This window comes from Ruegeria sp. HKCCD7251 (assembly GCF_013031165.1).
Taxonomy (GTDB): Bacteria; Pseudomonadota; Alphaproteobacteria; order Rhodobacterales; family Rhodobacteraceae; genus Ruegeria.
Genome location: NZ_WPZC01000005.1, coordinates 103,316 through 126,146, shown reverse-complemented (window position 1 = coordinate 126,146; position 22,831 = coordinate 103,316). Strand labels below are relative to the sequence as shown.

Sequence of the window (22,831 nt, the reverse complement as noted above, 5' to 3'; positions counted from 1 at the left end):
TCTCCTGTCAGGGTTATGAGTTCAGAGTAAAGCGGGCGGCAAGTTCGACATGTGACGACCACCGAAACTGGTCAACCACTTGTACCCATTCAAGGGTGTAACCCGCGTTAACCAGCGTTTTTGCGTCACGGGCGAATGTAACCGGGTTGCAAGAGACATAAGCAATCACTGGGCGTTTTACCTGCGCCAGCTCGGACACCTGCGCCTCGGCCCCTGCGCGCGGCGGGTCCAGCACGATCGCGTCAAAATGCCTAAGTTCATCCGGCATCAAGGGTCGGCGGAACAGGTCGCGCGCCTCGGTCGTTACCCGCTTCAGCCCTTTAGCCTTGCGCCACCCCTGATCCAGCGTGGCCGACATTTCGGCCTCGCCTTCCACTGCGTGAACTTCGGCGGTCTGCGCTAGTGGAAGCGAAAAGGTACCGCTGCCTGCGAACAGGTCGACAACGCGCTTTGCCCCCTCGGTTGCCTGCAAAACAGCCTGTAATAGAGCCTGTTCGCCGTCCTTGGTGGCCTGCAGAAACGCGCCGGGCGGAGGTACGACTTCGGCCGTCCCAAAGCGTTGAACCGGCTGCTGCCGCGTGGCGATAACCTCGTCATCCCAACTGAGCCGTGCAAGACCATGGTGTTCGGTCGCCTGCGCAAGGGCCAGCTCAAGCGGGCCGTCCAATGGCTTGCCGCCTTTGACTGCCACGTCCAGACCACCCTCGGACAGGGTCAGCGTCACGGCCAGAACCCCTTTTCGGCTGCCCCCCAGCAGGGCCAACGCCTCGGCCACCGGGATCGCGGCGATCAGGTCGGGATGCAGCAAATGGCAATCCGGGATTTCGGAAATCGTATCGGATGCGCGGCCATGGAACCCAGCCAAAGTGCCCTTTTTCGTGCGCCGCACAGCAACGGTTGCCCGACGCCGGGACCGTTCGGGTGAGGTATGGATTGGGCGCATGTCCGCTTCGATCCCCTGCGCATCCAGCGCCTTGCGCACAATTTCGACCTTCCAGTCGGCGACAAATGCGTCTGATGCATGTTGCAGTTGGCATCCACCACAAGACTTGTAGTGGCGGCACGGCGCCTTGACCCTTTGATCCGAGGGGGTTTCGACCCGGACCTCGGTCAAAAGCTGCCCGACAACGGTGCCGCTGACCGCTTCTCCCGGCAAGGTGCGCGGTGCAAAAACGGGGCCTTCGGCAATGCCATCCCCCTGATGACCAAGGCGCGTTATGGTGAATGTCTGCGTCATGATCCGCCTGATACCGGGGCTTTGCCCGCAACAAAACCCCTTTGACACCGTCACGGTCGGGTTGAACATAAAAACGCCGCCGGACCACCCGAGCCAATCAGCTAAAAGCTATTCCGCAGCCTCTGCTTGAATGAAGCCACCAGACTGACGATGCCAGAACCGTGCATAAAGGCCGCCCTGTTCCAGCAGATCGTCATGAGTGCCGGATTCGACAATGCGCCCCTGATCCAGCACGATGATCCGGTCCATCTCTCGCAGCGTTGAAAGCCGGTGTGCAATCGCAAGGACGGTCTTGCCCCGCATCACGCGGTGCAGGGCGGCTTGGATCGAGGCTTCTACCTCGGAATCCAGCGCAGATGTCGCCTCATCCAATACAAGGATCGGCGCGTCTTTCAGGATCGCACGCGCCAGGGCGATCCGCTGGCGCTGTCCCCCGCTGAGTTTTACGCCACGCTCACCCAGATGGGCATCATATCCTGTGCGACCGTGGGCGTCCTGCAAGCCAAGGATAAATTCGTGCGCCTCTGCCTTTTGTGCCGCGGCGATCATCTCGGCTTCTGTGGCATCAGGACGGCCATACAGGATGTTTTCACGCGCCGAGCGGTTGAACATCGCAGTTTCCTGCGTGACCATACCGATATGCCTGCGCAAGCTGTCCTGTGTCACTTGACGTACATCCTGACCGTCGATGCGAATTGTGCCCTTTTCCCCGTCATAGAGCCGCAATAGCAAGGAAACCAAAGTTGACTTCCCTGCCCCGGAAGCGCCGACTATGCCCAGCTTCTCACCCGGATATACGGTCATATTCACATCGCTTACACCGCCGACATCGCGCCCATAAGCAAAGCTGACATGGTCAAACTCGATCCGACCGTCCTGCACCTGCAGATCGGACGCGTTTGCTGTGTCCACAATCCGGTCCCGTTTGGCGAGAGTCATCATTCCATTCTCAATCTCACCGACATTCGCATAGAGGCCCATCAGCGTGAAACTGACCCAGCCTGTCATCTGGGCAATACGGATAGAAACTGCGCCCGCCGCAACGATGTCGCCTGCCGTTGCAATTCCCGCCTGCCACAACCAGATCGTTGCGCCCATCAGCACAACCGGCAGCACACCTGCCAGCGTCATCAGAATGAACCTGAAACTGGCAGACAAACTACCGAACTCCAGCGACCGTTCCCGCAGGTCGACCATCGCATTGCGGGCAGCCTGATCTTCGTAGGCAGAATGCGCAAACAGCTTTACGGTCTTGATGTTCGTGATGGTGTCGACCACCTGCCCCGACACCATCGCCCGCGCCCCAGCCCGCGCGGCCGAGCGTTTGCGGATGCGCGGCAAATACCAGCGGATAAGCAGGAAATAAACGGCGAGCCAAGCCGTGAAGGGCAGCATGACAAGCGGATGAATAGACCCTAACAAAAGGAGTGAACCTACAAGCGAGGCGAGGGCAAAGACGATCGCACTGATGGTCTCGGACACGACCGACGCCATCGCATTCGAAGTTTGCATCTGCTTCTGGGCGATCCGTCCGGCGAAGTCGTCGTCGAAATAGGTGACGGACTGCCCCAATGTCCAACGGTTCAGCTTGGCCAGAACCAGCGGCGTGATATTGGGCATTACGATGTAATTGTTCGACAGTGAGGACAACCCGAACAATGCCGGGCGCAACAGCATGAAAAAGGCAACTGCGCCGAATATCATCCACATGTTGCTAGCGGTCAGAAAGCTCTCGGGCCCGCCTGCGGTTGCAATGTCGACCACCAATCCCAGAATCCAGGCAGTTCCGGCCTCCATCGCGCCAGCGGTTGCGGAAAAGAAGGCCGCGACAAACAGCATGGGCCACGCGCCGGACAAGCACCAGCGAATGAACGCCCCCAGTGTTTGCGGCGGGGGCGTTTCGATGTTTTTGAACGGATTTATGAGGTCAGCGATCCTCATTCCGCGGCCTCCGGGTTCAGGAAGCCCCCAGATTGCCGCGCCCAGAACTGGGCGTAAAGCCCACCATGGGACAACAGCTCGGCATGGCCGCCTTGCTCTACAATTCTTCCGTCGTCCATGACCAGAATGCGGTCCATCTGGGCAATGGTACTCAGCCGGTGGGCAATGGCGATCACGGTTTTACCTTGCATCATGCCGTAAAGAGTTTCCTGTATCGAAGCTTCGACCTCGGAATCTAGGGCAGATGTCGCTTCATCCAACAGCAGGATCGGCGCATCCTTCAGGATCACACGCGCCAAGGTCACCCGCTGACGTTGCCCACCAGACAGTTTCACTCCGCGCTCACCCACATGCGCGTCATAACCCGTGCGCCCTTGTGGGTCTTGCAGATCAAGGATGAACTCATGCGCTTCGGCCTGTTTGGCGGCGGCGATCATCTGAGCCTCGGTCGCGTCAGGACGACCATAGAGGATGTTATCTCGGACCGAGCGGTGCAGCAGCGCGCTGTCTTGTTGCACCATGCCGATATGACTGCGCAAACTGTCCTGCGTGACCTGCGCGATGTTCTGACCGTCGATCAGGATCGCACCCTGCTCGACGTCATAAAACCGCAAAAGTAGCTTTACTAGGGTCGATTTCCCGGCTCCGGACCGCCCGATCAGACCGATCTTTTCACCCGGCTGAATGGTTAGATTGACGTGGTCCAAACCCCCGGTCTTGCGCCCGTAATGGTGGGACAGATCACGAATGTCGATCTGACCATTGGACAATTGCAACGGTTTGGCGCCCGGCACATCCAACAGATCAATGGGTTGCGCAATCGTCTGCATCCCCTCGGCCACAACACCAAGCTGACGGAAAAAGCTGGTCAGCGCCCACATGATCCAACCGGTCATCGCGTTCAGCCGCAGAGTCAAAGCGGTAGCCGCCGCGACCACCCCAACCGAGGCGCTGCCCTGCATCCATAACGCAATCGCCCAGCCAACAACTCCGACAATCAACAGACCGTTCAGTGTGACCAGAACCGCATCCATGATTGTGAAAATCCGCATCTCGATCTGGAAGGTTCGGCGTGTTTCTTCGATGGCTTCGCGGGCATAGTCCAGTTCCTGCGCGTCATGGGCGAACATCTTGACCGAGTGGATGTTGGTGTAGCTGTCGACCACCCGCCCCGTCACGGCAGACCGCGCATCGGACGCCGCCTGCGACGCGGGACCTACCCGAGCAACCGTCCAACGAACCAGCAATCCATACAGGACAAACCAGACCAGCAGTGGCAGCAAAAGGCGCGGATCAGCCGCCATAAGCAGCACCGCCGCCCCGATCAAATAGGCCAGCGAGAAAGAGATCGCGTCAAAGACCTGAAACACCGCTTCGCCCGCTGCCGGGGGCGTTTGCATGATCCGGTTGGCGATGCGGCCCGCAAAGTCATTCTCGAACCAGCCCACGGACTGACGCAGCACATGTTTATGCGCGCGCCAGCGGATAAGGGTGCCAAAGTTCGGCAGAATCGTGTTGTTCAACAACAGCACATCCACGACATGCAACATGGGCCGCAGCAAAAGGACAAAAAGGGCCATCAGGATCAGTTCAGTCCCGTGGGCCTTCCACACCTCGGCCGGCGGTCCGGTCAACAGGTCAACTACGCGACCCATATAGTAGATCAGCCCGACCTCAACTGCCGCTACGATGACTGAAATCAGCCCCGCCCAGAAGAATACCCGATAGAACGGCTTGGAGTATTCCAACATGAATGGCCACAACCGCGTGGGCGGCGTGTCAGCTTCCTTGTAGGCGGCAAAAGGGTCAACGAGGTTTTCGAAAAAGCGAAACATGGAGAGTGCTCCGATTGAGCAGAAAATTGGTCATGCGAAGAAAGATGGCGCTAGAACACCACCCCAACGGGTCAAGGTGTCCCGGCTTTAGCCGAACCAGATCCCGTAATACATTCGCATCCCTCCATTTAAGTGACAGGCGAACGTAAGCACAAAGACTGCGACTTGTCATCCCTTTTTGAGACTACGCCTCAGCCGCTCAGCAAATCGTCGCGGGTCAGCACGAAACCCGAAGCAATCCAGCGGGCCTCAAGCTCGGCCAGTTTCCGGCCCAGCGCGGGGCCGGTGAATTCGGGGATCAGGTCTGACGCGGTGATTGGAAATTCGGCTTTGGCCCCGGCGTGAAGGTCGGTGCGCATCTCCTCGGACCAGGGCTGTTCGAAAAAGGCGCATCTCAGAAGCACTTTGTGCAGACCGCTTTCCTCGCCATATCGGAACCCAAGCTCTGCGGTAGACGCGTTCCCGCTTGCCTCATCCCGCATCTGAGTAAGTCGCTGAAGCTGCGCCTTGCTCAGGCGCAGGGTCTTTGCAATTTCGGGCGTCGCAATCGCGGCGAGCCGCCGGATGGGATCTGGTGCGGCGCCTGCCTGCTGCTCCAACATAATCAGTGGCGCAAGGGCCCGATCATCTGCACCCGGCACAAGTTGCGCCAGAACGCCGACGCTGCGCATGGCTGCGACAGAGGGTGCAGGATCGGGGGCACCCAGCAATTTCAAAAGCTCGGCCCCGACACGTTCGCGGGACAAATCCGACAATCCGTCCAAATTGGACGCAATCGCCGCCAGAGCATCCGCGTCAAACCCAGCCTCTGCATCACCATACCAAGCGTGGAACCGAAAATAGCGCAAAGACCGCAGGTAATCTTCACGGATGCGGTGTTCTGCGGTTCCGATGAAGCGCACCCGCCGTGCCCGCAAATCCGGCAGGCCATTCAGTGGATCCAATACCGTCCCGTCAGGCTGCGCATAAAGTGCGTTCATGGTGAAGTCCCGGCGTGCCGCGTCCTCTTGGATATTGTCCGAGAACGCCACAACCGCGCGGCGGCCATCAGTTTCGATGTCACGGCGGAAGGTGGTGATCTCATGCGGGACGCCATCACAGACCACCGTGATCGTTCCATGATCAATCCCGGTTGGGATCGCTTTCAGCCCCGCGTTTTGCGCAAGCTCGACAACCTGCTGCGGGCGGGCGTCCGTCGCAATGTCGATATCGGACACGGCCGCGCCCAAAAGCGCATTTCGCACACAGCCACCGACAAACAGCGCCTGCGCCCCGCCGTCCGTCAACACCGCGCAAACCTTTTGTGTCGCCGGATCGGAAACCCAGCTTTCGGAAATTTGCGTCATTCGCTCACCCGCGCGGCCAGACCCCGTAGCATGCGGGCCGTCGCGCCCCAAATATAATAGGGACCGAACGGCACCGTAAAATAATACCGTTTGTGACCCCGCCAGCGACGCGACTCAATAATGTAGTTTGCGGGATCAAGGACATGCGCCAGCGGGACCGAAAACACCTCATCCACTTCGCCCGGTTCCGGTACCGGCTGAAACCTGTCCCGCAGAATGGCGAGTACCGGGGTGACCGTGAAGGATGTCACTGTCTCATGGGTCGGCAAATGGCCCAGAATGTCCGGCAGGTCCGGAGGCAAACCGATCTCCTCCCGCGCCTCACGCAGGGCGGTGGCCGTGACATCGGCGTCACCTTTGTCCTGCTTGCCGCCCGGAAAGGCAATCTGACCTGGATGATGTTTAAGCGCTGACGAACGCTTGGTCAGGATCACACGCGGAGTGTTTCCGACAACGGAAACCGGAACCAGAACCCCCGCCGGGCGCAGCTTCCGACCTTCCGGCAATACAGTGTCGGGGTTCAGGTCAAAATCACTTGACCCGTCGCCGGGGCGGCTCAGCGCCGCCCGCAGCACGTCTGTCGGATCAGGGCCGGTCAGCATCAAAACCGACGGTGCCGGGATCCAGCACGTAATGCGCGCCGCAGAACTGGCAGTCTGCGGTGACTTTGCCCTCGGGCGTCGTCATCTTTTCAATGTCCTTCGCCGAATAGATCGACAGGCTCTGCCGCACGCGATCTTCAGAGCAGGTACATCCGAATTGCACCGGCTGGGCGTCATAGACGCGGGGCTGTTCTTCGTGAAACAAGCGCACCAGCAAGTCGGTCGGCGCGGTTGACGGGCCGATCAGTTCCAGATCCTCGACCGTATCCAGCAGGATATTCACGCGGCCCCAGTTTTCACCTTCCTCGCCATCGACCAGATCGCTGGTGGTCAGAATGTCTCCGGTGCCTTCGCCCGTTGCCGCAAACGGCGAGGCTTTGGGCATATGCTGCAGCATGATCCCGCCCGCGCGCCAATGTTCGCCAACGCCCGGTTCGGTCGATTTTCCAAAACTCAGCGAGAACCGTGTCGGCAACTGCTCGGACTGGGCAAAATAGGCTTCGGCACAGGCGCTGAGCGACCCGCCGGCCAAGGGAGTGATCCCTTGATAGGGATGCGTACCTTCGCCCTGGTCGATCATGATCGCAAAATACCCTTCGCCCACCTGATCGAACGGGCTGGCATCGGTCAGCCTGTCCCGATCAAAGCTGGCATAAGCCCGAATGCGCGCCGGTTCGCCTTCTTCGGTGGGCGCATAGTAATCGGTGGCAATCATGCGAACGGCGCCCTTGGACTGTACCTGAAGGGACAGCTTCCAGCGCAAGGACACCGTCTGACCGATCAACGCGGTCAGCAGGGCCATCTCAGCGACCAGAGCCTCGACCTTTTCGGGATAGTCGTGTTGTTTCAGGATGCCATCCAGCACCCCGTCCAGACGGGCCACGCGGCCACGCATGTCCGATACATCGAGTTGAAAGGGCAGGACGGTATCGTCCCACGCGATTTTGGTTCCAAGAGACATGGGGTTTCCTTACACGCCACAGGTTGGCATACCGCCAGCATATAGGTCGAACAATTCGGGTTGTAAGGGGCAATACATGATCAGACGGTTCGGTGAAACCCCACAAGCGGGTCGTAAATACATACGAAGGGTCGGCGTTTACGCGTTGTTGCCCCGGGGTCGGCACCTTTTGCTGACTTGTCAGATGGAACCCGGCCCTGATCTGCAATTGCCCGGCGGCGGTATTGATCCCGGCGAATCGCCTATAACGGCCCTTCACCGAGAGGTTTTCGAAGAAACAGGCTGGCTGGTGGCCAATCCACGTCGTGTCGGCGCATTTCGCCGGTTCGCCTATATGCCGGAATATGACTTATGGGCAGAAAAGGTCTGTCTGATCTACCGCGCTCGTCCCGTCCGCAATATCGGCGCCCCGACCGAACCGTTTCACGAAGCGTTGTGGATGTATACTGCAGACGCGGTTGAGATGTTGGGCAATGGCGGCGACCGTCATTTCGCCAGTTTGCATCTGGATACGCTCTAGGGCCCTCCGTATTCGAAAAATACGGCCGAGACATCGTCATCCATGCTGCTGCCGGGGGCCATGGCTTGGGTCAGGTCTCGAAAGATGTTGTCAAGAAAATCGGACCCTGCGGCACCCTTGGTGCATTTGATCGCCATTTGACGCAGCCCTTCTTCTTCAAGCAATTGCCCATCCGCCATCGTGCATTCCGTAAAGCCGGCGGAATACAAAAGAAGCCTGTCGCCGGGGTTCAGATAGGTTTCAATCCGCTGAAAAGACACGTCCGGCAACAACCCGATTGGCAGCCCGCCTTCGCCCAGAAACGCAGTTCCTCCATCCTGACGAAGCACCAATGGGTGGGGATGGCCCGCCTGCACCATTTTCAAGTGCCCGTTGCGCAGGTCGATGATCCCATAGACCATGGTAAAGTATTCTTCGATCCCGGCATCCGCCATCAATCGGGAATTCAGGGTCTCGGCGACCTTCTCGGGCTGCAACAGCGCATAGAATTTATCGAACCGCTTTTCCATCGCTACATTCTGGTCGAAATGCTTGCTGGACAGATACCCGCCCAGCCGCGCTGTCATCATGGCCGAGGTGATGCCGTGGCCCGACACATCAATGCTGTAAAATCCCAACCTGTTCACACCGGGTGAGAACATGCCGACAAGATCGCCGCCGATGTGACCGCAGGGTTTCAGCAACAGGCTGACTCGGGAATTCCCGAAGCTGCGCGTCAGTTCCGGCACCAGAGATTCCTGAATCTTGCGGGCCTGCATCAGGTCTTTGTCGATGGCGTCATGCGCCAGCTTCAGGTCTTCCAACGCTGATTCAATCAGGCGATTTTTCTCGGACAACTCGCGCTGCATATCCAGAATTCGGGCGCCTGCTGAAATACGGGCTCGCAATTCGTCCGCCTCGAGCGGCTTAATCAGAAAGTCGTCTGCCCCGGCGTCCAGCCCGCGCGCGACCTCTTGCTTTTCGCTCTTGGAGGTTAGCAGGATGAAATAGCTGTACACCTCTCGATTCAACGACCGAAATGCCCGACAGAATTCCAGGCCGCTCATCCCCGGCATGACCCAATCGCTCAGGACCAGGTCCGGCGATTCCTTTGCGCAGATTTCCAGCGCGGCAGCGCCATTATCCGCCTCAAGAACCTGAAACCCCCATTTCTTGAGCGAGGCCACAAGAATGCGCCGCTGAAGTCGGCTGTCATCTACGACAAGCACCTTCTGGATCACTCCAAAATCCAACTCTGACCTGGCTTCTGCTTGACTGACCTCTGCCACCCGAATCCTCTGCTCCCTAGCTGCACCCCCCGCGCAAAAAGACCGTAGGCTTCGGCTATTTAACATCAGGTGAAGGTTGATTTTTGCGTCGCTTAACTTGCCCTTTACCGGTACAACGCTACCAAAATCATGTCGCGGTTTTGTTTTGGAGATTTCGGGCATGATCAACTGGTCCAGGGTCAATCAGTTGCGGAACGAAGTGGGCAGCGCCGAGTTTGGCGAGGTCGTTCAGATCTTTCTGGACGAAGTGCAAGAAGCGATCGACCGACCGGAACAGGACACGTTACGGAAAGACTTGGAACAAAACCTGCATTTTCTCAAAGGCAGCGCCCTGAGCCTTGGGTTTGACCACTTCTCAAGGCTGTGCCAGGACGGTGAGCGGTCGGCGGCCTCTGGCCAAGCGGTCGAAGTCAACCTGCCTGAAATTCTGACCGCATTTGAAGAATCTCGCACCCGTTTCCTGACCGAAAAGGCGCAGAACCTGACTTAGATGACAAACTGCGCCAGCGTTTCGTCGTCTGTTATGTCGGTATAGGTGAATCCTGCCTCATCCAGATGCGCGAAAAGACGTGCAAAATTCTCGGGCTTCCGGGTTTCGATGCCGATCAGGACCGAGCCGAAATTGCGCGCGGATTTCTTCATATACTCAAATCGGGCAATATCGTCGTCCGGGCCAAGGATATTCAGAAATTCCTTCAACGCGCCGGGACGCTGCGGCAAGCGCAGAATAAAGTACTTCTTCACGCCCGAGTAGCGCTGCGCCCGCTCTTTCACTTCGGGCAGACGCTCAAAATCGAAATTCCCGCCCGAGGTGACGCAAACCACGGTCTTGCCGCGAATGAAGCTTTGCACGTCAGCAACCGCCTCAACCGCAAGGGCACCCGCAGGTTCCAGAACAATGCCTTCGACATTCAGCATTTCAATCATCGTGGCACAGATGCGATCTTCGGACAGGACCAACACATCCGAAAGATGGCGTGACTTGAGCAATTCAAACGGCTTGGCACCAATCCGACCAACCGCGGCGCCGTCAACGAAATTGTCTACGTGATCCAGCGAAACCGGGTGACCCGCCGCCATCGCCGCATGCAGGCACGCCCCACCTTTGGGCTCGACAAACAGGCAATGCGTTCGATCGCCAAACCACGTCGCCACACCTGATGACATTCCTCCACCCCCAACCGGCAGGATGACGTGGTCTGGGACGTGGCCCAGTTGCTCTTCGATCTCAACCGCAAGGGACGCCTGCCCCTCGATTACGTCCTCATCATCGAAGGGTGACAGAAAATAACCGCCCTGCTGCGCACACCACTGTTGCGCCGCTGCCAGAGTATCATCGAAATAGTCTCCAGACAGATGAACTTCGATATTGTCGCCGCCGAAGATGCGGGTTTTTTGAATTTTCTGCTGCGGCGTTGTCACCGGCATGAAGATCACACCGCGCACGTTCAGGTGTTTGCACATGAACGCCACACCCTGCGCATGATTGCCTGCGCTGGCGCAGACGAAAAGGTCATGCCCCTTTTGCTTGCGCATGGCGTTGAACGCACCGCGAATTTTATACGACCGCACCGGGCTTAGGTCTTCACGCTTGAGCCAGATATCAGCCCCATAGCGGTCAGACAGGTGGGCATTCCGCTGCAGGGGCGTCGGCGGAAAAACCGATCGCATTTCCTGTTCGGCGGCGCGGGCACGGGTCATTAAGTCACTCATGACGGATTCACTGCCGCATCACCGCCGAAAGCGCAAGGAATACATATGTGTACGAGCGGCTAGGTCAGTTCACGCTTTTCGATGAACACACCGAACATCGTGGTCAAAATACTGACATTGATCAGCGGCAACACCAAAGTACCGAAGAACAGGGTCAGCAAGATGCCCAGCAGGGGAATGAACGCGAGCGCGGTGAACGCAAGCTGCACCAGAAACTGAAACAGAAAGTTCACGATAAGAAGCAGGATGATTGCACCGCCCATTCCTTGTGTGCTGTTCCATGCATCCCCAAGCGTTACTGGATGGCCAATCGCAGCCGCTGGCAGAATGATCGAAAGGCGATAGAATGCAACGATCAGAAAAAAGGCGAAAGCGACCATTACCACCAAAGTCAGTGCGCCAGCTCCCATCGCGGCCATAACCATGCTTAGCGGCAAGAAGGCAAGGCCCATCAGCAGGCCCAACAGCAACACGCGCCCAAAATACGCGAGAATCCTGTCAAACCGGAAAGTCGGGAAAATACCGTGGGGGTATTCTTCCAGCAGGATAAAACGATGCCAGGACACGGCGATCCAGAACATCGTGATTATTCCCACGATGGCCACGCTTGCGACGAAGAACACCAGCGATCCGTATGACGTTCCCGGTGGCAAGGTACCGCTTTCCGGATCAAGCTGATCCCAGGGTATATCCAGAACCATAAACAGCGCGACGATGGCGGCGGTTGCCGCAAGTGCCGGCCCAAAGGTAATTTGCAGAACCTGCTTAATATTTCCAAAAACCATTCGCACGGAATGCACAAAAATCTGCCAGCCCAACATCGTAAAAACTGCCCTTTCAACCAATCCTTGTTCTCTATCCGTCCGTTTCACCTGAAATCGCTGCCTGCGTCAACGCAGATAACTTGCCCCCGCTTTCAAAACCCGTTAGGGGCCAATCGTTCTACGCATAAAGGGAAGTCAGATGTCCGCGCCCAAGAAAGTTGTTCTGGCCTATTCCGGTGGCCTTGATACCTCGATCATTCTGAAATGGTTGCAGACCGAGTATGGCTGCGAGGTCGTCACCTTCACCGCCGATCTGGGTCAGGGTGAGGAACTGGAGCCTGCCCGCCAGAAGGCCGAACTGCTGGGGATCAAGCCCGAGAACATCTATATCGAAGATATCCGCGAGGAATTCGTCCGCGATTTCGTCTTCCCCATGTTCCGCGCCAATGCGCAGTACGAAGGTCTGTACCTGCTGGGTACGTCCATTGCGCGCCCGCTGATCTCGAAACGTCTGGTTGAGATCGCGGCTGAAACCGGTGCCGATGCCGTGGCCCACGGCGCAACCGGCAAGGGCAACGACCAGGTTCGTTTCGAATTGGCAGCCTATGCTCTGAACCCTGACATCAAGGTCATCGCGCCGTGGCGGGAATGGGATTTGACCAGCCGCACCAAGCTGTTGGAATTCGCCGAACAGAACCAGATTCCGATTGCTAAGGACAAGCGCGGTGAGGCTCCGTTCTCGGTCGATGCGAACCTGCTGCATACCTCGTCCGAGGGTAAGGTTCTGGAAGACCCCGCCGATATGGCGCCGGATTACGTCTATCAGCGCACCGTCCACCCCGAAGATGCGCCGAACGAACCCGAATTCATCGAAATCGGCTTTGAAAAAGGCGACGCAGTCAGCATCAATGGCGAAGCGATGAGCCCGGCCACCATCCTGTCCAAACTGAACGAATATGGCGGTAAGCACGGCATTGGCCGTCTGGACCTGGTCGAAGGCCGTTTTGTTGGCATGAAGTCGCGCGGTATCTACGAAACGCCCGGCGGCACCATCCTGCTGGAAGCGCACCGTGGCATTGAATCCATCACCATGGACCGCGGCGCGATGCACCTGAAAGACCAGTTGATGCCGCAATATGCTGAGTTGATCTATAACGGCTTCTGGTACTCGCCCGAACGCGAAATGCTGCAAGCGGCCATCGACAAGAGCCAGGAACACGTAACCGGCGCCGTGCGGGTGAAACTGTACAAAGGTCTGGCCTCGACCGTGGGCCGCTGGTCGGATCACTCGCTCTACTCCGAGGCGCACGTCACCTTCGAGGAAGACGCGGGTGCGTATGACCAGACAGATGCGGCGGGCTTTATCCAGTTGAACGCCCTGCGTCTTAAACTGCTGGCAGCCCGCGACAAGCGTTTGTCCAAGTGACCGAAGACGACGGCATCGGTGATGAGCTTGATCTGTTCATCGAAGCGCAGGACACGGTTTGGTCCGACGTCCTGCGCGAGTTGAAGCAGGGGCAGAAAACCAGCCACTGGATGTGGTTCGTCTTTCCGCAACTGGCCGCGCTTGGCCGGTCCGACATGGCGCAGCTATATGGAATTGAAGATCTGGAAGAGGCGACCGCCTATCTGGATCACCCAGAACTGCGCAAACGCCTGACGGAGACAGCGCAGTTGATGCTGATGCACAAAGGGCGCGACGCCACAGAGATTCTGGGCGGGATAGATGCCAAGAAACTGCGATCGAGCATGACGCTGTTCTCATCCGTACCCGACGCCCCGCCGGAATTTCTGGCTGTTCTGAACGCATTCTATGTCGGTCAGCGGTGCGAACGCACTGTCCAGCTTTTGCAGGAGTCGTAAGCAATGGTTCTCGTGGGGTCATCCTTTCTTGGCTAAGCAGTTTAGCTTACGCACAGGTCAACCGAGGAGAGATACCATGTTGCAATCAATTGCGGACGACATTCAGAAAAACCTGGTTGGCAAAAGCTTCGAAGGCTCGTTGAAGTTCGATTGCGGCGATGACGGTGTGATCGTCCTGTCTGACAATCAGGCCACCACACAGGATCGGGAAACCGACTGCACCATCCGTATTTCGCAAAAGAACCTGACCAAACTGCTGACCGGCAAGCTGAACCCGATGACAGGAGTGGCTTTGGGCAAGCTCAAGATTTCGGGAAATATGGGCGTTGCGATGAAAATAGGGCAGTTGCTCGGATAAACTCCTCTCACCAGCGCGTGACAAACGATGTCAGGTGATTGCGTCGGGCAAAAAGACAAGGCAGCTTAATCTCAGAAGGAGACCTGCCATGACCCGCATCGCTTATCTCGACTACGTCAAACCGACGCTTCTTTTTACTCTGATCGCAATTGCCGCTCTGTTGCGAGCGACCCCGGCACCCGCCGCGGGAACCGAAACCCTGACGGTAGCCGGCGGGTGTTTCTGGTGTGTCGAATCCGACTTTGAATCCGTGAAAGGTGTGACAGGGGCAGTTTCCGGATTTACCGGCGGCAAAACCGCAAGCCCTACGTATGATCAGGTCTCCAAAGGGGGCACCGGTCATTACGAAGCCGTCCAGATCACCTTTGACCCATCGGTCGTTTCCCGTGAAACGCTGTTGAACCTCTTTTTCCGGTCCGTAGACCCTACCGATGCCGGAGGGCAGTTCTGTGATCGGGGGGATAGCTATAGAACCGCCATTTTTGTCTCTAATGCAGGCGAAAAAGCTTCTGCTGAACAGGCCAAGGCAGATGCACAACGCGCGCTGGGGCAGACCGTGGTTACCCCGATCCTGCAGGCTGGCACGTTCTATCCTGCCGACGCATATCATCAGGATTACTACAAAGGGTCCAAGCTGGTTCTCACGCGGTTTGGCCCCAAACGCCAACACAGCGCATACAAGGCTTATCGCAAAGCCTGCGGCCGGGACGCCCGTGTCAAACAACTTTGGGGCGGCGACGCGCCATTTGCCGGATCCTAATCGAGCTTCGCGTCCCGGACCTCTTTCAAATCCGGGATGACATCTGCTGTACCGTGCCGCGTGACCATCAGGGCCGCGGCACGGTTTGCTTGGGAAATCGCCTGCGGGATCGGCATCCCGCGATCCATCCCGGCCAGAACATAGCCGGTAAAGGTATCCCCCGCGCCGGTCGTATCCACAGGCTGCACTTTATAGGCCGGGAAATCCGACGCCGCGGCGCGGTGATGGTACCGCGCGCCTTTTGATCCCAAGGTGACAATTACATGCTCGACCTTCAAATCCGAGACCGATTGACCGGTGGCTTGACGCAGTTGATCGGCCTCAACTTCGTTCAATATCAGGAAATCAAGATAGGGCAGCACGGCCTGCACCGCATCGGCCTGAAACGGGGCTGCGGCATAGCAGACAGTCAAACCCATCTCACGACCCATCTTCGCGGCCTCAACCTGAAGATTGGTTTCGTTCTGCATCACCAGCAAATCACCGCGCGAAGCTGAAGACAGCGCCTGCCCCAACTGATCCTGCGAGATTGCGTGGTTCGCCCCCTGAAACAGGATGATGTTATTCTCACCTTCGGCATCCACGGCAATGATGGCGTGACCTGTCGGCACGTCGACCTGGGCGATATGGCGTGTGTCCACGCCATATTCCGTCAAACGATCCAACGCCCAGCGCCCATCCGACCCCACGGCCCCAACATGCGCCACCTGCGCCCCGGCCCGGGCCGCAGCCACGGACATGTTCGCGCCTTTGCCGCCCAGAAAACGATCCAAACGGTTGGCCGAGAGCGTCTCCCCCGGCCCGGGAAGGTGCGGTACGTCGTAAATCATGTCCGCGTTGATCGAGCCGAGGTTCCAGATCGTCATCGCTTATCCAATGTCACAAGACGCCAGGATAGCCATGTTCAAGATGTCATTCGCCGTCGAAACGGTCGAGCAGATCTGAATCGGCTTGTCGACACCTGACAGGATCGGACCGATGACCGTAGCACCGCCCATTTCCTGCATCAGCTTGGTCGAGATCGACGCCGAATGGCGCGCGGGAACGATCAGGATATTTGCCGGGCCTGTCAGACGCTGGAATGGATAGCTGGCCTGTTGATCCACATTCAGGGCTACGTCGACGGTCATCTCGCCCTCATATTCGAAATCAACGCCACGCTGGTCCAGAACCGCAGGCGCACGGTGCATTTTTTCAGCCCGCTCCGACATCGGATAGCCGAATGTCGAAAAGCTGACGAAGGCCACGCGCGGCTCGAGCCCCATGTGGCGCGCAACGGCGGCCGAGCGCTCAGCGATATTGGCCAGATCATTCTCGTCAGGCCATTCATGAACCAGTGTATCGCCGATCAACACGATCCGCCCCTTGTGCAATAACGCCGTTACACCAGCCGCGCCATGCGCCGCGTCCGCGTCGAACACGTGATTGATCCGGTCCAGAACATGCGCCGATTTGCGCGTGGCCCCGGTCACAAGACCATCGCCATGCCCATGCGCAAGCATCAGCGAGGAAAACACGTGACGGTCCCGCGCGGCAAGGCGGTGAATGTCCTTGCGGTCGAAACCCTTACGCTGAAGCCGATCGTACAGGAAGTTCGAGTAGGTCTCGAGATGCGCGGTATTGGCAGCGTTTACCACCTCAAGCTCACGCACGGCATCGCCCAGACCGGCCTCTTCCAGCTTGGCCTTTACGTCATCGGCGCGCCCCACAACCAGCGCCTTGCCAAAGCCCGAACGCTGATAGGTGACAGCCGCGCGCAGCACGCGGGGATCGTCGCCCTCGGCAAAGATCATCCGGCTTTGCGCCTGACGCGCCCGCGCATTAAGGCCCCGCAGAATGCTGGCGGTCGGGTCCATGCGGGACTTGAGGCTCAGCTCATAGGCATCCATGTCGATGATCGGACGCCGCGCGGCCCCGGTATCCATACCGGCCTTAGCGACGGCAGGTGGAATACGGTGGATCAGGCGCGGGTCAAACGGCGTAGGGATGATATAGTCGCGCCCAAAGGTCAGCGATTTGCCATAGGCCATCGCAACCTCATCCGGCACATCCTCGCGCGCCAGGTTGGCAAGCGCGTGGGCACAGGCGATCTTCATCTCATCATTGATGGCGCGGGCATGGATATCCAGCGCGCCGCGGAACAGATAGGGAAAGCCCAGAACATTGTTCACCTGGTTCGGATAGTCGCTGCGCCCGGTGGCAACAATGGCATCAACACGAACTTCGTGCGCCTCTTCCGGGGTGATCTCGGGGTCGGGGTTGGCCATGGCGAAAATCACCGGGTTATCGGCCATCGACGCAACCATATCCTGCGTCACGGCCCCTTTGACCGACACGCCCAGAAACACATCCGCGCCCTTCATGGCTTCTTCCAGCGTGCGCAGTTCGGTCGTGATCGCATGAGCCGATTTCCACTGGTTCATACCTTCGGTCCGACCCTGATAGATCACGCCCTTGGTGTCACACACGATGCAGTTCTCGTGCCGCGCGCCCATTGACTTAAGCAGTTCGATACAGGCGATCCCCGCCGCACCCGCACCGTTCAGAACAATCTTCACATCTTCGATCTTCTTGCCCGAAATATGCAGCGCATTCAGCAAGCCCGCCGCACAGATCACCGCTGTACCATGCTGATCGTCGTGGAAGACGGGGATATCCATCTCTTCCTTGAGGCGCTGTTCAATGATGAAGCACTCGGGCGCTTTGATGTCTTCAAGGTTGATGCCGCCAAATGTTGGCCCCATCAGGCGGACCGCGCGACAGAACTCATCCGGATCTTCAGTGTCCAGTTCGATGTCGATCGAGTTCACGTCGGCAAAACGCTTAAACAGAACGGCCTTGCCCTCCATCACCGGCTTGCCGCCCAGCGCGCCCAGATTGCCGAGACCCAGCACAGCCGTCCCGTTCGAGATCACGGCGACCAGATTGCCCTTGTTGGTATAGTCATAGGCAGTCTCGGGTGCTTCGGCGATAGCTTCACAGGGAACGGCCACGCCAGGGCTATAGGCCAATGACAGATCGCGCTGCGTGGTCATGGGAACGGTGGCCTGCACCTCCCACTTGCCGGGGGTGGGGTCCAGGTGAAAGGCCAGCGCCTCTTCTTTGGTGATCTTCGCTTTGGGCATCTTATCGGTCGTTTCCATGAATTCGGGGCTGTTGCGTCATAGCGCAGGCGAGGCTGCGCCTCAACGACAATACGTTTTCACCTTTCGTCGCGGTTGGGGGATTTGTAAGGTCGCCACCGGAAGACGCCAAAAGGGGGCCGCTTTTGTCCACAGTCACGCCAATGATGGCGCAATATCTTGAGATCAAAGAGGCCCATTCAGACGCCCTGCTGTTCTACCGCATGGGTGATTTCTACGAGATGTTTTTCCAGGACGCGGTGAATGCCGCCGAGGCGCTGGACATCGCCCTGACCAAACGCGGCAAGCACAATGGCGAGGATATCCCCATGTGCGGCGTTCCCGTTCATGCGGCCGAGGGCTATCTGCTGACGCTGATCCGCAAAGGCTTTCGCGTGGCTGTGTGCGAGCAGATGGAAAGCCCGGCCGAAGCCAAGAAAAGAGGCTCTAAATCAGTGGTTCGGCGGGATGTTGTGCGTCTGGTGACGCCCGGCACACTGACCGAGGACGCCCTGCTAGAGGCCCGTTGCCACAATTTTCTGGCCGCCTACGCCGAGGTTCGTGATGAAGCCGCGCTGGCCTGGGCCGATATTTCGACCGGAGCGTTCCACGTGATGCCTTTGACCTCGGTCAGGCTTAGCCCCGAACTGGCGCGGCTTGCTCCGTCCGAGCTGATCGTGGGCGACGGGATGGAGCAGGCGTTAAATGAAACCGTCCGCGATCTGGGCATTTCGCTGACCCCGATCGGACGCGCCAGTTTCGACAGCACTGCGGCGGAAAAACGCATCTGCGGGTTGTTTCACGTGGGCGCTTTGGATGCGTTCGGGTCATTTGGGCGCGCCGAAGTATCGGCCATGGGCGCGCTGGTCGACTATCTTGAGATCACGCAAAAGGGCAAACTGCCCCTGCTGCAAACGCCGCTCAAGGAATCCGAGGACCGCGTGGTGCAGATCGACGCCGCCACGCGCCGGAATCTGGAGCTGACCCGGTCGCTCTCCGGTGGGCGCGCCGGATCACTGCTGTCAGTGGTTGACCGTACCGTAACCCCGGGTGGTGCCCGGCTGCTGGAACAGCGTCTGTCCAGCCCGTCCCGCAATCTGGACGTGATCCACGCCCGGTTGGACGCGGTAAGTTTTGCCGCCGAAGACAGCCTGACCACCTCGGACTTGCGCGAGATCCTGCGCAAAACCCCTGATTTGGACCGTGCCCTGTCGCGCCTGTCGTTGGAGCGCGGAGGCCCCCGCGATCTGGCTGCCATTCGCAATGGGCTGACACAGGCGTCGGCAATCGCTGATTTGTGCGAAGGTCAGGATCTTCCGGTCCCGCTGGCGACCGCAGTACAAAACCTTGTCGGCTTTGATGATCTACTGAACCTGCTGGACGAGGCGCTTGTTGCTGAACCACCCTTGCTTGCGCGCGATGGTGGCTTCATCGCCCCCGGTTTCGACGCCGAACTGGATGAAGCGCGCACACTGCGCGACGAGGGCCGATCCGTCATCGCGGGTTTTCAGCAGAAATATACGGAACACACCGGAATTACGTCGCTGAAGATCAAGCACAACAACGTGCTGGGCTACTTCATCGAAACCACGGCCACTCATGCCGAAAAAATGCTGAACCTACCGTTCAGTGAAACCTACATCCATCGTCAGACGACTGCGAACCAAGTCCGGTTCACCACGGTAGAACTGTCCGAAATCGAAACCCGCATCCTGAACGCCGGAAATCTGGCTTTGGAAATCGAAAAGCGGCTCTATCAAAGGCTTTCTAGCGAAATTCTGGCCCTCGCGGCCCGCCTCAACCAAGCGGCCCGAGGGTTGGCCGAACTGGATCTGACTACTGCTCTCGCTGATCTGGCGCGCGCAGAAAACTGGTGCCGTCCGCAGGTCGACAATTCGCGTGCATTCGGCATAAAAGGGGGTCGCCACCCGGTTGTAGAACGCGCGCTCCGCCAGCAATCAGGCGATGCCTTCATAGCCAACGACTGCGACCTGAGCGCCGATCAGGGTTCAGCGATCTGGCTGCTGACTGGTCCCAACATGGCCGGTAAATCAACCTTCCTGCGCCAAAATGCCCTGATCGCCCTGCTGGCCCAAATGGGCAGTTACGTTCCCGCCGAACGGGCCCATGTCGGCTTAGTTAGCCAACTTTTCAGCCGAGTAGGAGCGTCAGACGATCTGGCGCGGGGGCGTTCGACTTTCATGGTCGAAATGGTGGAAACCGCCGCAATCCTCAATCAGGCCGACGACCGCGCGCTGGTGATCCTCGACGAAATCGGGCGCGGCACCGCCACCTATGACGGCCTCTCCATCGCTTGGGCCACACTGGAACATCTGCACGCCGCCAACCAATGCCGCGCGCTGTTTGCCACCCACTACCACGAACTCACCGCCTTGGCCGGAAAACTCGAAGGCGTCGACAACGCCACTGTCGCTGTCAAAGAATGGGAAGGCGAAGTCATCTTGCTGCACGAGGTTCACAAAGGCGCCGCCGACCGATCTTATGGCGTGCAGGTCGCGCAATTGGCCGGGCTTCCCGCATCCGTGGTCGACCGCGCCCGCGTCGTGCTGGACCAATTGGAAAAAACTGAACGTGAAGGCGGAAAGCAAAAGGCATTGATCGACGATCTCCCCCTATTCTCAGCCGCATCACCCCCGCCGCCGCCCGCGCCAAAAACCTCACCAGTCACGAATATGCTGGACGACATCCTGCCCGATGAACTGACACCCCGCGAAGCGCTCGACCTGATCTACAAACTGAAAGAGGCGGCCAAATCCTGACCACCCCTTCTTCTGTTCAAAAATACTTCCGCCGGAGGCTTGGCCTCGCAGAGGTCAATCAGCTTGCAGGTGTTGAAGAAACGCCCACCTGCGCCGGACGCAGCAAACGGTCGTGCAGCATGAACCCCTCAGCCGAGACCTGAATGATATCGCCAGCCTTGGTGCCCGGAACAGGGGCCTCGAACATGGCTTCGTGAAGATTGGGATCAAACCGGTCGCCGACTTCGGGTGTGATCACCTCGATCCCGTGTTTCTGGAACACGTTCGTCAGTGCGCGCATGGTCAGCTCGACACCTTCGATCAAACCGGCAGCAACCTCTTTCTGCTCGTCGGTTGCGGCCTCAAGCGCACGTTTCATGTTGTCATATACCGGCAGCATATCGCGCGCCAGCTTGGACCCGCCATACTGCTCTGCATCCCGACGCGCTTTGTCGCCCCGTTTGCGCGCGTTTTCTGCATCAGCCAGTGCGCGCATGAACTTGTCCTTGAAATCATCACGCTCAGCGCGCAGGGCATCAATTTCCAGCGCCTCTTCACTGATTTCAGCAAACTCCTCGGCCAACTCTTCTGCCTCGGCTGTTGCGATATCGTCCAGAAAATCTTCGTTTTTGGGTTCCGCCATCTCTTACCCTCTAGCTCCGGTCGGAAATAAGCTTGCCGACCAGTTGCGCCGTATAATCCACGATCGGCACGATCCGTCCATAGTTGAGTCGTGTGGGTCCAATAACCCCGACCGCACCGATTATCTTTCGATCAGCGTTCATATATGGAGACACCACCAAAGAGGAACCCGAAAGTGAGAAAAGTTTGTTCTCAGAGCCGATAAAAATGCGCACACCCTCGCCTTCCTCGGTCAATTCAAGGAATTCGGCAATATCGCGCTTACGTTCCAGGTCATCAAACAAGGTGCGGATTCGATTCAGCTCTTCCGTTTGACCGGGTTCATTCAGCAGATTCGCGCGTCCACGCACAATCAATCGCGCTGAATCGCCTCCGTCTCCGTCCCAGGCGGCCATGCCGCTCTCGATCATCTCGCGCGCCAGTACGTCGATTTCCTGCTTACGGGCGTCAATCTGCGTCTGCATCTGCCGGCGGACTTCGCTTAGCGTTCGCCCCTCGATCAGCGCGTTCAGAAAATTCGCGGCCTCTCGCATCGAACTGGGTGTCTGTCCCGGCGGAGGAGTAAACAGCCGGTTTTCGACAGTTCCATCAGCAAAGACCAGCACGACAAGGGCGCGGTCATGAGCCAGAGAAACAAACTCGATATGCTTGATCTCGGATTCCTGTTTGGGCGTCAAAACCAATGAGGCACCATGGGTGACATGTGACAAAGCCGATCCCACACGATCCAGCATACCGCCCACATCGCCTTCGTTAGAGCCTAAAGTCTCATCCAATTTCTGCCGATCATCTGCCCCCAGATCGCCGACCTCAAGCAGCCCGTCGACAAACATCCGCAGTCCTTGCTGCGTAGGAATCCGCCCCGCGCTGACATGGGGGCTGTCCAACAGGCCCAGAAATTCCAGATCCTGCATCACATTGCGCACGGTCGCGGCGCTGACTTTTTCCGACAAGGTGCGGGTTAGGGTGCGGCTGCCCACCGGTTCTCCGCTATCCAAATAGCTTTCGACGATCAGCCGGAAAACCTCACGCGACCGGTCGTTCATCTCGTTCAGAATTTTGCTCGCTTCGCTCATCGGCGGTCCCCTGCTGGATCATCATTAAATCGCAGGCAAATGAAAGGTCAATCGGGGTTGCATC

General features: G+C 58.2%; 20 protein-coding genes. 7 read left to right on the top strand and 13 right to left on the bottom strand.

All coding sequences use genetic code 11. The annotated features are described in order from the left end of the window. Positions 1-13: 13 nt before the first annotated feature. The 6 genes from GOX75_RS14105 to GOX75_RS14080 all read right to left on the bottom strand — a co-directional run bounded on the left by GOX75_RS14105 (position 14) and on the right by GOX75_RS14080 (position 7,922). On the bottom strand, positions 14-1,237 hold the full coding sequence (locus tag GOX75_RS14105; RefSeq protein ID WP_171124130.1) for a class I SAM-dependent RNA methyltransferase: 1,224 nt from the start codon (positions 1,235-1,237) through the stop codon (positions 14-16). 108 nt (positions 1,238-1,345) lie between these two features. Further along, the gene (locus tag GOX75_RS14100; protein ID WP_171124128.1) at positions 1,346-3,178 is read right to left on the bottom strand and encodes an ABC transporter ATP-binding protein; all 1,833 of its coding nucleotides are present in this window, start codon (positions 3,176-3,178) and stop codon (positions 1,346-1,348) included. Beyond that, entirely contained in the window at positions 3,175-5,013 is a 1,839-nt protein-coding gene (locus GOX75_RS14095) for an ABC transporter ATP-binding protein (RefSeq protein ID WP_171124127.1), read from the bottom strand. The genes GOX75_RS14100 and GOX75_RS14095 overlap by 4 nt, the downstream gene beginning before the upstream one ends. A 191-nt stretch (positions 5,014-5,204) precedes the next feature. Beyond that, the gene (locus GOX75_RS14090) at positions 5,205-6,359 is read right to left on the bottom strand and encodes a CCA tRNA nucleotidyltransferase (protein WP_171124125.1); all 1,155 of its coding nucleotides are present in this window, start codon (positions 6,357-6,359) and stop codon (positions 5,205-5,207) included. After that, on the bottom strand, positions 6,356-6,961 hold the full coding sequence (locus GOX75_RS14085) for a CoA pyrophosphatase (RefSeq protein ID WP_171124123.1): 606 nt from the start codon (positions 6,959-6,961) through the stop codon (positions 6,356-6,358). The genes GOX75_RS14090 and GOX75_RS14085 overlap by 4 nt, the downstream gene beginning before the upstream one ends. Continuing rightward, positions 6,945-7,922, bottom strand: coding sequence for an Hsp33 family molecular chaperone HslO (locus tag GOX75_RS14080; RefSeq protein ID WP_171124121.1), 978 nt, complete (start codon positions 7,920-7,922; stop codon positions 6,945-6,947). The genes GOX75_RS14085 and GOX75_RS14080 overlap by 17 nt, the downstream gene beginning before the upstream one ends. Before the next feature lie 76 nt (positions 7,923-7,998). Here GOX75_RS14080 and GOX75_RS14075 point away from each other — a divergent pair, with 76 nt between their 5' ends. Continuing rightward, positions 7,999-8,442, top strand: a complete 444-nt coding sequence (locus tag GOX75_RS14075) for an NUDIX hydrolase (protein ID WP_171124119.1) — start codon at positions 7,999-8,001, stop codon at positions 8,440-8,442. On the opposite strand, the gene GOX75_RS14070 is transcribed toward GOX75_RS14075, so the two are convergent. After that, complete coding sequence (locus GOX75_RS14070) at positions 8,439-9,662, bottom strand: PP2C family protein-serine/threonine phosphatase (RefSeq protein WP_371808180.1); 1,224 nt, start codon at positions 9,660-9,662, stop codon at positions 8,439-8,441. The genes GOX75_RS14075 and GOX75_RS14070 overlap by 4 nt on opposite strands. A 208-nt stretch (positions 9,663-9,870) precedes the next feature. Between GOX75_RS14070 and GOX75_RS14065 the strand changes: the two genes are divergently transcribed. After that, on the top strand, positions 9,871-10,200 hold the full coding sequence (locus tag GOX75_RS14065; protein WP_171124115.1) for an Hpt domain-containing protein: 330 nt from the start codon (positions 9,871-9,873) through the stop codon (positions 10,198-10,200). Here GOX75_RS14065 and ilvA read toward each other — a convergent pair. Further along, complete coding sequence (gene ilvA, locus GOX75_RS14060; RefSeq protein ID WP_171124113.1) at positions 10,197-11,423, bottom strand: threonine ammonia-lyase IlvA; 1,227 nt, start codon at positions 11,421-11,423, stop codon at positions 10,197-10,199. The genes GOX75_RS14065 and ilvA overlap by 4 nt on opposite strands. 59 nt (positions 11,424-11,482) lie before the next feature. Further along, entirely contained in the window at positions 11,483-12,268 is a 786-nt protein-coding gene (locus GOX75_RS14055) for a hypothetical protein (protein WP_254428807.1), read from the bottom strand. Between the two features lie 118 nt (positions 12,269-12,386). On the opposite strand from GOX75_RS14055, the gene GOX75_RS14050 reads away from it, so the two are divergent. The 4 genes from GOX75_RS14050 to msrA all read left to right on the top strand — a co-directional run bounded on the left by GOX75_RS14050 (position 12,387) and on the right by msrA (position 15,168). Further along, positions 12,387-13,613, top strand: a complete 1,227-nt coding sequence (locus tag GOX75_RS14050; protein ID WP_171124111.1) for an argininosuccinate synthase — start codon at positions 12,387-12,389, stop codon at positions 13,611-13,613. Continuing rightward, positions 13,610-14,050: a DUF1810 domain-containing protein gene (locus GOX75_RS14045; protein ID WP_171124109.1), complete on the top strand. Its 441-nt coding sequence runs from the start codon at positions 13,610-13,612 to the stop codon at positions 14,048-14,050. The genes GOX75_RS14050 and GOX75_RS14045 overlap by 4 nt, the downstream gene beginning before the upstream one ends. Before the next feature lie 76 nt (positions 14,051-14,126). Further along, positions 14,127-14,408, top strand: a complete 282-nt coding sequence (locus tag GOX75_RS14040; RefSeq protein ID WP_171124107.1) for an SCP2 sterol-binding domain-containing protein — start codon at positions 14,127-14,129, stop codon at positions 14,406-14,408. A gap of 88 nt (positions 14,409-14,496) precedes the next feature. After that, positions 14,497-15,168: a peptide-methionine (S)-S-oxide reductase MsrA gene (msrA, locus tag GOX75_RS14035; protein ID WP_171124105.1), complete on the top strand. Its 672-nt coding sequence runs from the start codon at positions 14,497-14,499 to the stop codon at positions 15,166-15,168. Here msrA and GOX75_RS14030 read toward each other — a convergent pair. Further along, on the bottom strand, positions 15,165-16,034 hold the full coding sequence (locus tag GOX75_RS14030; protein ID WP_171124103.1) for a ribokinase: 870 nt from the start codon (positions 16,032-16,034) through the stop codon (positions 15,165-15,167). The genes msrA and GOX75_RS14030 overlap by 4 nt on opposite strands. Positions 16,035-16,037: 3 nt before the next feature. Further along, on the bottom strand, positions 16,038-18,293 hold the full coding sequence (locus GOX75_RS14025) for an NADP-dependent malic enzyme (RefSeq protein ID WP_171124101.1): 2,256 nt from the start codon (positions 18,291-18,293) through the stop codon (positions 16,038-16,040). Positions 18,294-18,454: 161 nt separating this feature from the next. Between GOX75_RS14025 and mutS the strand changes: the two genes are divergently transcribed. Next, the gene (mutS, locus tag GOX75_RS14020) at positions 18,455-21,070 is read left to right on the top strand and encodes a DNA mismatch repair protein MutS (protein ID WP_171124279.1); all 2,616 of its coding nucleotides are present in this window, start codon (positions 18,455-18,457) and stop codon (positions 21,068-21,070) included. 58 nt (positions 21,071-21,128) lie between these two features. On the opposite strand, the gene GOX75_RS14015 is transcribed toward mutS, so the two are convergent. Then, a complete protein-coding gene (locus GOX75_RS14015) occupies positions 21,129-21,692 on the bottom strand; it encodes a nucleotide exchange factor GrpE (RefSeq protein WP_171123804.1) in 564 nt (187 codons plus the stop codon). 10 nt (positions 21,693-21,702) lie between these two features. Beyond that, complete coding sequence (gene hrcA / locus GOX75_RS14010) at positions 21,703-22,767, bottom strand: heat-inducible transcriptional repressor HrcA (RefSeq protein WP_171124099.1); 1,065 nt, start codon at positions 22,765-22,767, stop codon at positions 21,703-21,705. Between the last annotated feature and the right edge of the window lie 64 nt (positions 22,768-22,831).

Excerpts from the sequence above, each read along its gene's own strand:
- GOX75_RS14105 (WP_171124130.1), bottom strand. The coding sequence starts at position 1,237 with ATGACGCAGACATTCACCATAACGCGCCTTGGTCATCAGGGGGATGGC.
- GOX75_RS14100 (WP_171124128.1), bottom strand. The coding sequence starts at position 3,178 with ATGAGGATCGCTGACCTCATAAATCCGTTCAAAAACATCGAAACGCCC.
- GOX75_RS14095 (WP_171124127.1), bottom strand. The coding sequence starts at position 5,013 with ATGTTTCGCTTTTTCGAAAACCTCGTTGACCCTTTTGCCGCCTACAAG.
- GOX75_RS14090 (WP_171124125.1), bottom strand. The coding sequence starts at position 6,359 with ATGACGCAAATTTCCGAAAGCTGGGTTTCCGATCCGGCGACACAAAAG.
- GOX75_RS14085 (WP_171124123.1), bottom strand. The coding sequence starts at position 6,961 with ATGCTGACCGGCCCTGATCCGACAGACGTGCTGCGGGCGGCGCTGAGC.
- GOX75_RS14080 (WP_171124121.1), bottom strand. The coding sequence starts at position 7,922 with ATGTCTCTTGGAACCAAAATCGCGTGGGACGATACCGTCCTGCCCTTT.
- GOX75_RS14075 (WP_171124119.1), top strand. The coding sequence starts at position 7,999 with ATGATCAGACGGTTCGGTGAAACCCCACAAGCGGGTCGTAAATACATA.
- GOX75_RS14065 (WP_171124115.1), top strand. The coding sequence starts at position 9,871 with ATGATCAACTGGTCCAGGGTCAATCAGTTGCGGAACGAAGTGGGCAGC.
- ilvA (WP_171124113.1), bottom strand. The coding sequence starts at position 11,423 with ATGAGTGACTTAATGACCCGTGCCCGCGCCGCCGAACAGGAAATGCGA.
- GOX75_RS14050 (WP_171124111.1), top strand. The coding sequence starts at position 12,387 with ATGTCCGCGCCCAAGAAAGTTGTTCTGGCCTATTCCGGTGGCCTTGAT.
- GOX75_RS14040 (WP_171124107.1), top strand. The coding sequence starts at position 14,127 with ATGTTGCAATCAATTGCGGACGACATTCAGAAAAACCTGGTTGGCAAA.
- msrA (WP_171124105.1), top strand. The coding sequence starts at position 14,497 with ATGACCCGCATCGCTTATCTCGACTACGTCAAACCGACGCTTCTTTTT.
- GOX75_RS14030 (WP_171124103.1), bottom strand. The coding sequence starts at position 16,034 with ATGACGATCTGGAACCTCGGCTCGATCAACGCGGACATGATTTACGAC.
- GOX75_RS14025 (WP_171124101.1), bottom strand. The coding sequence starts at position 18,293 with ATGCCCAAAGCGAAGATCACCAAAGAAGAGGCGCTGGCCTTTCACCTG.
- mutS (WP_171124279.1), top strand. The coding sequence starts at position 18,455 with ATGATGGCGCAATATCTTGAGATCAAAGAGGCCCATTCAGACGCCCTG.
- GOX75_RS14015 (WP_171123804.1), bottom strand. The coding sequence starts at position 21,692 with ATGGCGGAACCCAAAAACGAAGATTTTCTGGACGATATCGCAACAGCC.
- hrcA (WP_171124099.1), bottom strand. The coding sequence starts at position 22,767 with ATGAGCGAAGCGAGCAAAATTCTGAACGAGATGAACGACCGGTCGCGT.